General features: G+C 39.2%; 10 protein-coding genes and 1 other RNA gene. 4 read left to right on the plus strand and 7 right to left on the minus strand.

From position 1 onward, the window contains the following. Positions 1-1,091: alanine dehydrogenase (gene ald, locus E1176_RS15090; RefSeq protein WP_155211522.1), on the minus strand; the 1,091-nt coding region annotated here is incomplete at its 3' end. A gap of 318 nt (positions 1,092-1,409) precedes the next feature. Here ald and E1176_RS15095 point away from each other — a divergent pair. Beyond that, positions 1,410-3,812 (plus strand): alpha-ketoacid dehydrogenase subunit alpha/beta, encoded by a 2,403-nt coding sequence (locus E1176_RS15095; RefSeq protein ID WP_155211524.1) that lies wholly within the window; start codon positions 1,410-1,412, stop codon positions 3,810-3,812. Here E1176_RS15095 and E1176_RS15100 read toward each other — a convergent pair. After that, a complete protein-coding gene (locus E1176_RS15100) occupies positions 3,809-4,552 on the minus strand; it encodes a hypothetical protein (RefSeq protein ID WP_155211526.1) in 744 nt (247 codons plus the stop codon). The genes E1176_RS15095 and E1176_RS15100 overlap by 4 nt on opposite strands. 44 nt (positions 4,553-4,596) lie before the next feature. On the opposite strand from E1176_RS15100, the gene E1176_RS15105 reads away from it, so the two are divergent. Both E1176_RS15105 and E1176_RS21270 read left to right on the plus strand, forming a co-directional pair. Continuing rightward, on the plus strand, positions 4,597-5,589 hold the full coding sequence (locus E1176_RS15105; protein ID WP_155211528.1) for an acyl-CoA synthetase family protein: 993 nt from the start codon (positions 4,597-4,599) through the stop codon (positions 5,587-5,589). 97 nt (positions 5,590-5,686) lie between these two features. Next, positions 5,687-5,818: a hypothetical protein gene (locus E1176_RS21270; protein ID WP_281349573.1), complete on the plus strand. Its 132-nt coding sequence runs from the start codon at positions 5,687-5,689 to the stop codon at positions 5,816-5,818. Positions 5,819-5,851: 33 nt separating this feature from the next. Here E1176_RS21270 and E1176_RS15110 read toward each other — a convergent pair whose 3' ends face one another. The 5 genes from E1176_RS15110 to E1176_RS15130 all read right to left on the minus strand — a co-directional run bounded on the left by E1176_RS15110 (position 5,852) and on the right by E1176_RS15130 (position 13,422). Beyond that, on the minus strand, positions 5,852-7,003 hold the full coding sequence (locus E1176_RS15110; RefSeq protein ID WP_155211530.1) for a sigma-54-dependent transcriptional regulator: 1,152 nt from the start codon (positions 7,001-7,003) through the stop codon (positions 5,852-5,854). Between the two features lie 75 nt (positions 7,004-7,078). Then, positions 7,079-7,452: RNase P RNA component class A (gene rnpB, locus E1176_RS15115), an RNA gene on the minus strand. Between the two features lie 72 nt (positions 7,453-7,524). Further along, a complete protein-coding gene (locus E1176_RS15120; protein WP_155211532.1) occupies positions 7,525-7,923 on the minus strand; it encodes a hypothetical protein in 399 nt (132 codons plus the stop codon). 50 nt (positions 7,924-7,973) lie between these two features. Continuing rightward, complete coding sequence (locus E1176_RS15125; RefSeq protein ID WP_246206072.1) at positions 7,974-8,876, minus strand: DUF2279 domain-containing protein; 903 nt, start codon at positions 8,874-8,876, stop codon at positions 7,974-7,976. Continuing rightward, positions 8,836-13,422, minus strand: coding sequence for a translocation/assembly module TamB domain-containing protein (locus E1176_RS15130; protein ID WP_155211535.1), 4,587 nt, complete (start codon positions 13,420-13,422; stop codon positions 8,836-8,838). The genes E1176_RS15125 and E1176_RS15130 overlap by 41 nt, the downstream gene beginning before the upstream one ends. 11 nt (positions 13,423-13,433) lie before the next feature. Here E1176_RS15130 and tsaB point away from each other — a divergent pair. Continuing rightward, on the plus strand, positions 13,434-14,043 hold a 610-nt coding region (gene tsaB / locus E1176_RS15135), incomplete at its 3' end, for a tRNA (adenosine(37)-N6)-threonylcarbamoyltransferase complex dimerization subunit type 1 TsaB (protein ID WP_155211537.1).

Genomic DNA, 14,043 nt, shown 5'->3' on the forward strand with positions numbered 1-14,043 from the left:
GTATATGGCATGTCAAATGCTTCTGCAACAGCTTGATATACAATCTCACCGTTGATAACATTAAGTCCTAACTTCAATTCCTCGTTTTCAGCACAAGCGGCTTTCCATCCTTTATTAGCTAATTGAATAGCGTAAGGTAAAGTTGCATTTGTTAGAGCCAAAGTAGAAGTGTAAGGTACCGCCCCTGGCATGTTAGCCACACAGTAGTGTAATACGTCATCGATTACGTAAGTAGGATCCTGGTGAGTTGTAGGTTTACAAGTTTCTATACATCCACCCTGATCAACAGCAACATCTACTAATACAGTACCAGGCTGCATTTCTTTAAGCATGTCTCTGGTGATCAAATTAGGAGCCTTAGCACCTTTAATTAACACAGCACCGATGATTAAATCGTGTGTGCTGATCAATTCTCTAATGTTAAATTCATTAGACATGAAAGTGTTAACATTAGCAGGCATCACATCATCAAGGTATCTTAACCTTGACAAGTTCATGTCCATGATAGTAACATCAGCACCCATACCTGCCGCCATTTTGGCTGCATTTGTACCAACAATACCACCACCTAAGATCAATACTTTGGCTGGTCTCACACCTGGTACACCACCAAGCAAAATTCCACGTCCCTGAAGAGGCTTCTCTAAGTATTTTGCACCTTCCTGAACCGACATTCTACCGGCAACTTCAGACATCGGAATCAACAACGGTAAGCTGCCATCATTTTTTTCTACAGTTTCATAGGCAAGACAAACTGATTGACTGTCGATCATAGCCTTTGTAAGCGGCTCGTAAGAAGCAAAGTGAAAGTAAGTGAATACCAACTGATCCTTTTTGATGAGTTTGTACTCAGGCTCAATAGGCTCTTTTACTTTCATTATCATTTCTGCAATCTCGTAAACCTCTTCAATTGTTGAGAGCATTGTTACGCCTGCAGTTTCGTAATCCGTGTCTAAGAAGCCACTACCTTCACCGGCAGTAGACTGCACATAGACAGTATGACCACGCTTAATAAGTTCTTGTGCTCCGGCCGGGGTTAGGGCCACACGGTTTTCGTTGTTTTTTATTTCTTTAGGTACTCCGATAATCATGATACAAATACGTTTATAAGGGCTACAAATATAATAAGTCCGGTCACATAACAATGACGAGCTATTGAAAATTGTCTTAATCTATGACGTTGACCCTCATGATATAAGGAAAATATAATTTCGCAAATTTGTTTACTTAAAAAATAAAAGTACGCGCGTAAGCTTAATGCACGAAGTTGCTCTGGAAAATACGGCTTATCTCAATATAGGGGCTATTAGTGTTAAATTCTGAATTTGAAACGTTACTGTTTTTGCCTATTTTTGTTACCCTTCACGGAAAGTGAGGCCAATAGTCAAACCCTTTAAATCCTTACAAGTTTGAGTACTACAAAAACGGCAAAGAAGACGAAGAAATCGGTTGAAATACTAAATGACTACCAACTGGCATGCGAAAGTAGAGAAGCGAGTTTACTTGGTAGAAAGGAAGTATTTATGGGAAAGGCCAAGTTTGGTATTTTCGGAGACGGAAAAGAAGTTGCCCAAATCGCGATGGCTAAAGTATTTAATGAAGGTGACTTTAGATCTGGCTACTACAGAGATCAGACCTTTATGTTTGCTATTGGAGAGCTCACGATTCAACAATACTTTGCTCAGCTATACGCACATACAGATGTAGATGCAGAGCCAGCCAGTGGTGGGCGTTTAATGAACGGACACTTTGGGACGAGACTCTTAGATGAGCAAGGTAACCTGCGTGATATTGCATCACTCAAGAATAGTAGTTCTGATATTTCGCCTACTGCCTCTCAAATGCCAAGACTTGTAGGTTTAGGGTACGCTTCTAAACTATTCAGACAAAACAAAGCCCTTAAAGAACATAAAAACCTTTCAGTAAATGGAAACGAAGTAGCCTTTGGGACTATTGGTAATGCTTCTACTTCTGAGGGTATGTTTTATGAGTCTATCAATGCTGCGGGCGTATTACAAATACCGATGCTGGTTTCAGTTTGGGATGATGAATACGGAATTTCTGTACCGCAGGAGTATCACACGACTAAAGGTAGTATTTCTGCAGTCTTAGATGGTTTTCAAAGAACCAAGGATAAAGATGGCTTTGAAATCTTCACCGTTCGTGGTTGGGATTATGAAGAGCTACTAAAAACATATAAAAAAGCCGCCAAAATCTCCAGAGAAGAGCATGTACCAACACTGGTTCATGTGCAGGAAATGACACAGCCACAGGGCCACTCGACATCTGGCTCTCATGAGCGCTATAAGTCTAAAGAAAGATTGGAGTGGGAACAAGAGTATGATTGTCTCAAGCAATTAAGAGCCTATATCATTAAGAAAGGGCATGCTGAAGAATCAGAACTGGATGAGATAGAGAAAGCTGCAAAGAAAACAGCCAAAGATGCTAAGGACGCAGCCTGGAAGGCTTTTAACCAATCGATGAAAGCAGATGAAGAAGAGGTGCTTTCTTTGTTGGAAAATGTGATTGCCGAGTCTGGTCATGCTGAAGAGGTCAAAGAAATCAGAGACAACCTCAAGTCTACCATGAACGCCATTAGATTAGATGGAATAAAGGCGGCCAAAAGAACACTGAATATCATCAGAGAGGAGAACATCCAGTCTAAATCGGCATTAAAAGATTTTGTAAGCAGGGTAATGAAAGAAAATGCCGAAAGGTATAATGATTGTCTTTACAGTCAGAGCCCGGACGCTGCCATAAATGTTGAAGAAGTAAAACCTGTATTTGCAGAAGATTCTAAACCAGTAGATGGTAGAGAGGTGCTGCAAGCATGCTTCGATGCAGCCTTAGAAAGGGATGCAAGAGTATTTGCCTTTGGTGAAGATGTAGGAAAGATTGGTGATGTAAACCAGGCTTTTGCGGGCTTGCAGGAGAAATATGGAGAGCTAAGAGTGACAGATACGGGTATCCGTGAGTGTACAATCATAGGTCAGGGTATTGGTGCGGCATTAAGAGGTTTAAGGCCAATTGCCGAAATACAATATTTAGATTACCTGTTGTATGCTATTCAAATATTGTCAGATGATTTAGCAACACTACAGTATAGAACTAAAGGTGGTCAAAAAGCACCTTTAATCATCAGAACCAGAGGGCATCGATTAGAAGGTGTATGGCACTCAGGATCACCAATGGGTATGATTTTGAATAGTATAAGAGGAATCTATGTCTTAACACCAAGAAACATGGTACAGGCAGCAGGATTCTATAATACTATGCTCAAGTCAGATGACCCTGCTTTAATTATAGAGTGTCTCAATGGTTATAGGTTGAAAGAGCAAATTCCTGAAAATATTGGAGAATTCACTGTGCCTCTTGGTATACCTGAGGTGATACGTGAAGGTAGCGATGTAACCGTGGTGACTTACGGATCAATGTGCAGGGTGATTGACGATGCAGCTAACGAGCTTGATAAAGTAGGCATAAGTGTAGAAATCATAGATGTGCAGTCTTTACTGCCTTTTGATATTCATCACAGCATTGTAGAGTCATTGAAAAAGACCAACAGAGTTGTATTTGCAGATGAGGATGTGCCTGGTGGTGCTTCAGCATTCATGATGCAAAAAGTGCTTGAGGAGCAAAATGGATATAAATACTTAGACTCTAAGCCAATTACTATAGCAAGTAAGGAGCACAGGCCAGCTTATGCTTCAGATGGAGATTATTTCAGCAAACCAAACCCTGAAGAGGTGTTTGATAAAATTTATGAAATGATGGCTGAGACTGATCCGGAGCGTTTTCCGGATATTTACTAATTGGCCTGAATATCTTGCAGTTTAAACTCATCAGTAGTTACCCATCTACTGAAGTTGCCTGCTCTATCAACAATTCGTATTTGTAATTGGATGGTTTTGTCTCCAAAAAATGCCTGAAAGGCTCTTGACTGCATATTATATGTAATGGAGCCTTCTTTTGGTGTATTTTGATTGTCCTCTTTATTTAAAAGTGGAAAACGACCATCAAAGGTTGTGCTACAATCCAGTTCTTCTCTGAAATCTATTTTTCTAAAACTACCACTTTCTTTCACATAGAAATTAACAAAAAAGTTGTTGTGTCTGGGATTAAACTGAAAGTAGACGGTGTCTTGAAGTCGTGTAGTATCACTGAATAATTCTGGGGTTGTCGTCCATCTCGTGCAGGTAAATGGCTCTTCAAAAGGAGGAAGTGTATCTATAGTAGCTCTGTTTTTATAAGTCAGTAAATCTTCAAGATTGATACCTCCCTGAGAGAAGTCAATAGGTCTGCCTGTTTTATTATTAAAGTAATCTGCAAGGTTATACGGAGCTGCTGTCTCATTTGAGCTAAGCCCCAGGTCTCCTTCTCCATCTTCAAATGAAATGGTCACTTGCAGGCTATCTGGAGCACTTGTAGTGGCACCTTTAAAGAACTTTACATCAACCAGGTCAATTTGAGGGGTGGAAGGGAAGTTTGGATCATTTATGCATGATGACAGCAAAAGTCCTGTGGTTAAAACTAAGAAAGTGGCTATCTTCAAATTTAAATTTAATAATCTCATCGCAGGCATAAATAAACTAACGGTTGACTTCTTTTAAAAGTTTTGAGCAAAAATTATTCCGATTGACACCCGAAGAGTTTGAGCCATTGGCCCTTGAAGTTTTTCGGTTTCAAGCAAATGAAAATGCTGTATATAAAGCGTATCTAAGTTACTTAAATGTCGATGTAGAAAACGTAAAAAGTGTAAGTGAAATTCCATTTATGCCAATATCTTTTTTTAAAACACAAGAAGTGAAGACCGGCACTTGGAGTGAAGAGATAAGTTTTGCAAGCAGTGGAACAACAGGGCAGGTGAGGAGTCAGCACCTGGTGAGAAATTTGAAATACTACGAGGCCATAAGTCAAACCATATTTGAAAGAATATATGGCCCGGTAGAGTCGTACACTTTCTTTGCGCTTTTGCCCTCATATCTTGAGAGAAAGGGGTCGTCTTTGATCTATATGGTCGACAACTTTATAAAACTCGGGGGGGAGCATTCAGGCTTTTATTTGGATAATCTAAATGAGCTTATTGAAAATATACAGAAAGCAAAGGAAGATGGGCAGAAAATTGTGCTCATGGGCGTTTCATTTGCTTTGCTGGATCTTGCGGAGAATTATGATATTGACCTGAGTGATATCATCATCATGGAAACAGGTGGCATGAAGGGAAGGAGGAAAGAGATGATCCGGAGTGAACTTCATGCTGTCTTTAAACAGTCTTTTGGTGCACAGAGTATACATTCAGAATACGGAATGACCGAACTACTGTCGCAGGCCTACTCTAAAGGAGGCGGTGTTTTTAACGCACCAACTTGGATGCGTGTGCTAGTGCGAGACCTGGAGGATCCCTTTAATTTAAATGTGAGAAATCGATATGGTGGGATAAACGTAATTGATTTGGCCAATATCGACAGTTGTTGCTTTATAGAATCTCAGGACCTTGGTAGGGTTAATGAAGACGGAAGCTTTGAAATTTTAGGGAGAATAGACAACTCGGAAATAAGGGGTTGTAACTTGCTGATTTCTAATCTGTAACGTTTAGCGTATTTAACTAATTAGGGATTAGCTTTTGAATATATATGCAACTTTAATATTTTTGTGTATATTGTTGGCATTAATAAACCACTAAGTGATGAAAATAAGATTAGCTGTTTTCCTTTTTGTATTGTTCGGATTATCTGCATGTAGCCAGTATACATGCCCTACCTACGCTAAAAAGGACGTAGAAAAAAAGGAGGTAACAGAAGAAAAGCAGAGAATGTAAATCCCCTGCTTTTGTTTAAGGCTGTCGAATCTATTAAAGATTCTTTTTTACATCACTTTCTGTAATATCAGAAGCACTCATTATTACAAGTCGCTCTACTACATTCCTCAATTCTCGGATGTTTCCCGACCAATCGTAATCTTGAAGTAGTTTTACTGCATCATCTGAGATTGATTTTGGCTTGGTGCCATACTCTCCGGCTATATCAATTAAAAACTTCTCAACCAATAAAGGTATATCCTCTAGTCTATCTCTCAAGGCAGGAACTTTAATTACGATAACGCTAAGTCTGTGATATAAATCTTCGCGAAACTTCTTTTCTGCGATGGCTTTCTTAAGATCTTTATTGGTAGCAGCTACTACTCTTACATTTACTTTAATCTCCTTATCTCCACCAACGCGAGTAATTTTATTCTCCTGAAGGGCACGCAGTACTTTAGCCTGAGCCGATAAGCTCATATCACCAATTTCATCGAGAAAGAGCGTGCCTGAATTGGCCTGTTCGAATTTACCGATTCTTTGTTTTACCGCTGAGGTGAAAGAGCCTTTCTCATGGCCAAACAACTCACTCTCTATAAGCTCTGAAGGAATGGCGGCACAGTTTACCTCTACCAAAGGTCCTTTAGATCGATTACTTTTTTCATGAAGCCATCGGGCCACTAACTCTTTACCGGTTCCATTTTCACCAGTAATCAAAACACGAGCATCTGTGGGAGCGACTTTTTCTATAGTCTCTTTTACATCATTGATATGATCTGACTCTCCAACGATGTCATATTTTTTAGAAACCTTTTTCTTAAGTACCCTCGTCTCTTGTACCAGATTAGATTTCTCCATGGCATTTCTCAATGTGATGAGCAATCTGTTAAGATCTGGTGGCTTCTGTATGAAATCGTATGCGCCTTTTTTAGTGGCGTCTACAGCAGTTTCTATGGTGCCATGAGCGCTGATCATGATAAAGGGTGTGTCGATACCCTGCTCCATGACCTTTTCCAATACTTCTAAGCCATCCATTTTAGGCATTTTTATATCACACAGGGCGGCATCAAATTTCTCTTTTGTAAGGATTTTTAGGCCCTCTTCACCATTTTTAGCCTCACTTACTTCATATTTTTCGTATTCCAGAATCTCACGTAAAGTGTTCCTTATACTTTGTTCATCGTCTATTATCAGAATTTTAGCCATAGAGTAAAATCAATTTTGTTGAGTTTAGCTTAAATCAAAAGTGGTGCCGTTATGAGGCTTTGGCAATAATAAATAAAAAAATGCAAGTCTATAAGCCGGGTTCTGTTCCACCAAAGGTGAATCTTATCATTTATCTAGCCCCGAAATCACTTAGGGGGTCAAGCAACCTACCCGTTAACATCGAGCGAGCAGCCCTCAGGCGTTAACTTATTTGGTCTTTCAGCTCGTAAGGTTTACCCTGCCCCTGATGTCACCACCAGGGCGGTGAGCTCTTACCTCACCTTTTCACCCTTACCCCGATAAATCGAGGCGGTTTGTTTTCTGTGGCACTCTCTGTCCCCGACTCCGATAGCTATCGAAGCGGGGCCTTCCTGTTAGGAAGTACGATGCTCTATGCTGCCCGGACTTTCCTCTCCGCCAATTGGCGCAGCGATAAGACAACTTGCATTTATGTCAAAATTAAATAAAAAAGTCGTGGTGGAGGTCCATCACGACTTTTTTGATAGGGTCAGAAGAATAAATTAATGAACGTCTTCTCCTGTAAGTTTAAATTCAAACTCATCAGCAATATTTGCTACTTCCTGAATGATCTCTTTAATAATTTCTTCAGTTGCCGTTTCAACGAAAGTTGAGGCTTCTACGTGTAAGAAATTTTCTAACAAAGAAAATTTAGCATGATTTAAGTTTCCGTTTTCTTCTAGAAGCCTTTTTAAGTCAAGGTCTGAAGAATACTTACACACCTTTGATGTAAACTCGATAGACAGCCTGTCGTATCTATCTGACTGTTTTAAAGTGCCTAAAACGGTCTGAAATCTCTCATCTGGAAGTGGTACTATAATAATCGAAGTACGGGTGTCATACTCGGAATATGTTCCTCCAATTTCATTGGCATATGACTGCATAAAAGCGTTTAAATCCATTTCGCTGTTTGTTTAGTAGAGATTATGAAATTATAAAAAAAATCACACTATTAATAGGCTGGGTGAAATTTTAATTTATCACTTAATTCCAGAGTTGGAGCTGGTAGATGAATCATATTCACAAGATATAGGAGTGTGTTGATGAATTTTGATTTGGTCTTGTATTCATTAAAATCAAAATCTAAAGCCAAATAATACTGTCTCTGTGGCGTATAGCCCATTTCAGTGCTTTGTGAATCTCTGGCCGCTACCATGTTGGTAACACCATAACCAACAGCCAAATTAAGCCATTTAGGGAAGTTTGAATGAATAATCTTTGATAAATCAACCGACAACCAGTAAGTCTGAGCATTGTAATCTTTTAATAGTTCTTCCTGAAATGATTTACCCAACAGTTCAGGCCGAACTGCAGGATATTGACTTCTTCTAAATGAGAATTTGGGATGTATCTTGATGTCACCCCAGTGTTTTTGCTGCAAGTAGAAGAAAGCACCTCCAGCAGAGTTGGCAATGAGGTCTGAATAGGAAGCACCATAGGCACTGGAAAAGCCATCAAAAATTTCAATTGGTGTAAGTACTATGGCACTGAGCAACGTTCCCCATAATATAGCTTTGTCATTCTCTTGTCCGGCCCATTGTAGCACGCGGTACCCACCTTTACTTATGTGAAAAGCGGCATAAAAGTGACCTGCTTTATCCATCTGTTTCCACTCTGTATGGTCGTTGAAGAAGTGGAAAGACTCTCTTTCGAAATCGCTGTACCAAAGCTCATTTAGACCAACCAAAGCACCTGTGTAAACAATTGAGGATGTGATAATTAATGGCTTTAGTCGTTTTTGCTGAAGAGAATCGGTGTTGGCCTGCCCAAATAGAGTAGTACAAAAGCATACCAAAATAACAAGGCAAAAGCTTCTAACCATCGCTCTCATCTTCTTCGTTTTTGATAGCCTCATTGTTTATTGTGCTGTCTCGGGATTCTTCGTTTTCCTCACCTGCAGGCTCATCATTTACTTTTTGCCGGGCCTTATCTCTGCTTTCTTTAAAAAGGTCTTTTATTTTATCAAAACTTTGTGTGTGTATTAGGCTGAAACCTGTGGTAATCGTATTCTGGTTGTCTTCATTAGGGTTTATCGGATTGTAGTTTGTACGATTATACATTTTAACCTTAAACTTACCATCAGGCGTGAGTAAATACTCCAGGGTCCAGTCACCTGCAATGCTTGAAATATCAGCTTTATTCTCCTGGTTGGTGAAACCACCATCACGTGTTACTCTTAACCTACCGTCTAAGAAAGTATATGAAAGCCTTAGCTGAAAAGTATTAAAAGCTTCCTGGTCTAATTGCCCCAGATCAACATCAATTTCAAGGTTTTCATCAACCTGAGTAATCCAATAGCTCAATTGGTTAGAAAATAACTCACTCACACTACTGGTGATGGAGCCACCGGTATTAAACGATTGCAGGGGAGAAAACTTCCGTAAAACAATGAGGCTAAACACCTGCCTTTTAAGTTCCTGTTCGTCTATTCTGTTCTTAAACGCGAGGAATTCAAATTCTAAGTCTTTCACTTCACCATTGCTTAGCAGTACATTTCGAGGTAGGTTTTCTGCCACGATGTCAAAGCTCACAGTAGGGGAGAGAAGTGGTCCATCGATATCTAAAAGTACTTTTACCGGATACTTTCTTCTTAGCTCGGTTGACTCCTGATATATGGTGTCATTTTCTTGCTGAACCAGCAATGGTAAAAATGAGGCCAATTGGTTGTAGGTGGCGTTAATATTCAAAATACCTTCATAAGGGTCGCCATACCACGAGATTTTACTGTCGGGCAGTATCTCAAATTCCTTATTGATTATGTTGTAGAGTGTAAAATTATAACCACCTTCCTGGATCGAGAAATCACCAAACATGTTAAACTCCCCTTTGGTGTCGATCTGAAGTTTAAGATCACCTTTGCCACGCCCTCTGATAATATCACCGGATTTAATATCAAAGATTATCTCGGTGTAAGCATCTGGAGTAATATCTAAGTCAAAGTCTAATTTGAGGCCGCGAAGGTCTACTTTTTCAATAGCTTCTTCAGGATCAACCACTGTTGAATCATTGAAATTGACAAAGTTGATATATTCCTCTTGCTGTATGCTCTCGTTATCACCAATCGGGATGTAAATCCTTGTGTCTTTTTCTGTTTTGGCTCTCGCTATGATGTTCATATTTCGGATGGGTCCTACGAAATCAATTTCTCCTGTACCTATTCCCGTACCATAGAAAAGTTTATTGTCTTTGCTGGTTGTGTTTAGCAACATAAAGTCTTCAAAATCGCCACCAATATTTATAAAGAAGTCTTTGAAGTAATTGTGAGAAAAGTTGCCTGATAAAGTAGCTTTCTCACCTCTTGAGTCAGTTATATCAATGTCTTCAAAACCGATAGAAGACTCTTTAAAGTTGAACTTCCCCGCTAACTTGTAGTCAGTATTTAGATAATTTACATGAAGGCCGGCATCTTTGATGAGTCCATCACCTGTGATGATTGGTTTTGATAAAGCACCTTGTATAGTCAGGGTGCCATCGGCTGTACCTTTCATTTCTGTGAAAAAGCTATCAAAAAATGGTTCTAATATTTTAAGTTCGGTATCATTCAGCCGAGCGGTGAGGTCAAGTGCATTGGCATCATCAGGTTGGTAAGAGCCATTTATATCGAGTATCCTTTTACCCAGGCGATTTACAAAAAAATTGGTGTTAAAGCTTTGTTCGGTATTGTTCCATATGTTCGAGCCGCTCACATCGCCTACCAAAAACTGATCAATTTTAAACTGGTCGACACTGATGGCACTTTCTATAAACAAATTGTTGTAGTAGTCTTTAATGGTAGCATTTCCATTTACTGTACCCGCCAGCTTTTGATTTATGATAGTATTAAAGTTTTTAAGACGTAAGTTCTCGATCAGGATATCCAACTCTTTTTCAGGGTCTCTTGATAGCTGGCCATTAATTGAGATGTTTTGATTTTCACTATAAATTCTCAGGTCACTGATTGAGGTTTCGTCTTTTCTAATGACAATCAGGTTGTTTTCATCTATGGTCCATTTCTTGTCAAGTATCTGTAAATCTGAAGGGTCGAGATGTAAAACTGTTTCGTAGGCAAGAAAATCTACTTCTCCGATCAGTTTAGCATAGTTTTCAAATTTCACCTGATCGATGTCAAACTCAAAATCGATATGATTTTTGTTCCAAATACCTTCAAAAAACAGGTCTTTGGTTTCAATTCCTGCAATTTGCTGAAAATTTGATCCTAAATAGATCATGGCAAGCACGTTGGTGCTGTCAGCTACTTTCGAAATATTGATCTGCAACTCGTTCTCATAAAAGTCGTCTGATTTAAACTTGACCGTGTCTGATTCAGTATTTACCGACAGTATAGAAGTGTACCCTCCTGTAAAACTTCCATCAATTTTTGTGTCTTCTGCAATATATAGCTCAGGCACAAACAGCTCAAAAAGTGGATTGGCGTTTTTTAATGATAACTCATAATCTAAAGAATAATCTTGCTGGCCCGTATAGGTTTTATTTCTGTAATATGCATCTAAAGAGTCTTTGTCGTTTTGAATATTCAGTCTGTACTCCTTGATTAAGGTTTTAAAATCTTTATATAAAGTGGTATAACTAAACGAGCCGGCAACATTAAAATCAACGAGGTTGGTAGATACTGCCAACTTTCTGCTATCGATATTTTTAAGGGAAACTACATTTAAAGAGTCGAGGCTCAAAGACTCGCCTTGATACTTGATGAATGAGTCATAAAAATTTGCCTGTCCCACCACGTTGTCAATTTCAAGTCCGCTAGCATTGATCTGTATGTTACTACTTATGAATAGTGGCTTGTCAGAAAGATTTAATGGCTGAAAATTCATTGTGTCTATCTGAGCATTTACATTAAAGAAGTTAATGCCTGCTCTTAAATCGATAGAGCCGGTAGTTGTAAGTTTAAGGTTAGGATCGTTTACCTCCAGAAATCCTTCGAAAAACTCTTTACTAATTCGGGCATCAGTTTTAATATTTTTGTACTTATAGCCATACAAATCGATTTTCTGAATATTGCCATTAAGCTTAAAATCTGCTTTTTCTACTGTGAATCCAGAGCCTTCAATCTCTCCGTTTAGAGAAACCAAACCGAAAAAGTCGTCACCAGTATAGCCTTGGAGGTCAAACTTGTCTAGCTTTAGTTTACCGCTATAAATCGACTCATTTACATCTGGCCTGATTTTTAGGTTGATGTCAGACTCAATGCGACCGTGATTGGTAAAAAAGCTACCCTTTGTCACAAAGTCATTGGGAAAGCCCAAAAAGCTGGCGCTTAATCGTATGTCAGTAAAAGGTGAGAGGCGCGTATATGTTTTGGAGTTGATGTACTGTCTCAAATCACTCACTCTAACCTGAGAATTATTCAAGTCAAAATCGATAAAAGTCTCCTGAAAATCAGGAAGACCGGTCATTCTGATTTTACCTTTGAGTTGAGTATTGTTTCCAAGCTTAACTGTGGCATCGTTGAGTATAAATGCCTTTACCTTCCCATTAAACTCACCGTTTATCTTGTACTTGTCTTTGTAAGCCTTCATTTGAGGAGCAAAAAGTGCTAAATCTCGACTGTTGATAGTGGTGTTTTTTAGATGAGCATCAATGGTTACCATATCTACAAAATCTGATAGATCTTTCGTTGAATTATAGTTGAATATTACGGTATCGGTAATGTAACTGTCCCCAACCTCAAGTGATAGGCCCTCAAACCGCATGGACTTTTGAGAGAGGTGAAAATCAGTTTTTAAGCTTCTAAGCGTAAGCCCCGACAAGTACTCTTTTGCTGATAGATTTTGGACTTTTACCTCCAGCGTATCAGACATAGAAAGCAGATTTTCGAAGTCTCCATAAATATTTTCTACTGAGAAGTGCTTGTAATCAAGCCCACTACGCATGCTTTTGGATGAGTCGTTTTGGTAATAAGTAAATGAAGCGTTTTCTAATTTCACCTCATCGATCGAGAAAAGCTTTCTGCTAGTGGATTGCTTTCTGATACTCCTTCTTAATCTTCGTATCAGGGCATTGATATTAAGCGTCTCAGTAGAGTCGGTAAGAGGTATTTTTGTGAAGTAAAGTGCAGCATTCTTCACTATAATTTCATCGATATTTCGATTGTCTTTGTCTAATATTGCCCTTACATCAAAATCGATAACAGCATTTTGAGTATAAAAAAGGCGATTGCCTTCGGGGTCGACTACTTTAAGACCGGTAACATCAATACGGTCGAGCCAGTTGATATCTATCCTCTCTAAGGAAATATCAAACCCGGTAATTTCAGAAAGTTCTTTAGATAAATGGCTGACGAGTTTTGTTTGTACAAAAGGGAATTGCACTGCTCCGACCAGCAAGAAAAACAGCAGGAGGAGAGAGAGTATAAGCTTTAATATTGCTTTGAGAACGCCTTTTTTAATAACTTGCGCCAAAATTGTAAAAAATGAAACCTACTATACTTGCCATAGAGTCATCATGTGACGAAACGTCCGCAGCTATTATTAAAAATGGCAAAGTACTTAATAATATTATAGCAACGCAATCAGTACACAAAAAATATGGGGGTGTAGTTCCCGAATTAGCATCGAGAGCTCACCAACAAAATATTGTGCCTGTTGTGAACCAAGCTTTAGATAACGCAAAGTTATCTAAAAATGATTTAGATGCAGTGGCATTTACACAAGGTCCTGGTCTTTTAGGTGCTCTTTTAGTTGGTGCAAGCTACGCCAAGGGCCTGGCACTCGGTCTTGATATACCTCTGATCGGGGTTAATCACATGCAAGCCCATATTTTGGCACATTTTATAGACGACCCAAAGCCCAACTTTCCGTTTCTATGTCTCACCGTAAGTGGAGGGCATACACAGATAGTAATTGTAAAAGATTATCTGGATATGGAAATTATAGGCGAAACACAGGATGATGCTGTAGGTGAGGCGTTTGATAAATCGGCTAAGTTACTCGATCTACCTTACCCTGGTGGGCCACTTATAGATAAGTATGCAGCCGATGGTAATCCAACAGCTTATGAATTTCCTGATTCTTCTATGCCAG

This window comes from Fulvivirga aurantia (assembly GCF_009711475.1).
In the GTDB taxonomy this organism is placed as follows: domain Bacteria; phylum Bacteroidota; class Bacteroidia; order Cytophagales; family Cyclobacteriaceae; genus Fulvivirga; species Fulvivirga aurantia.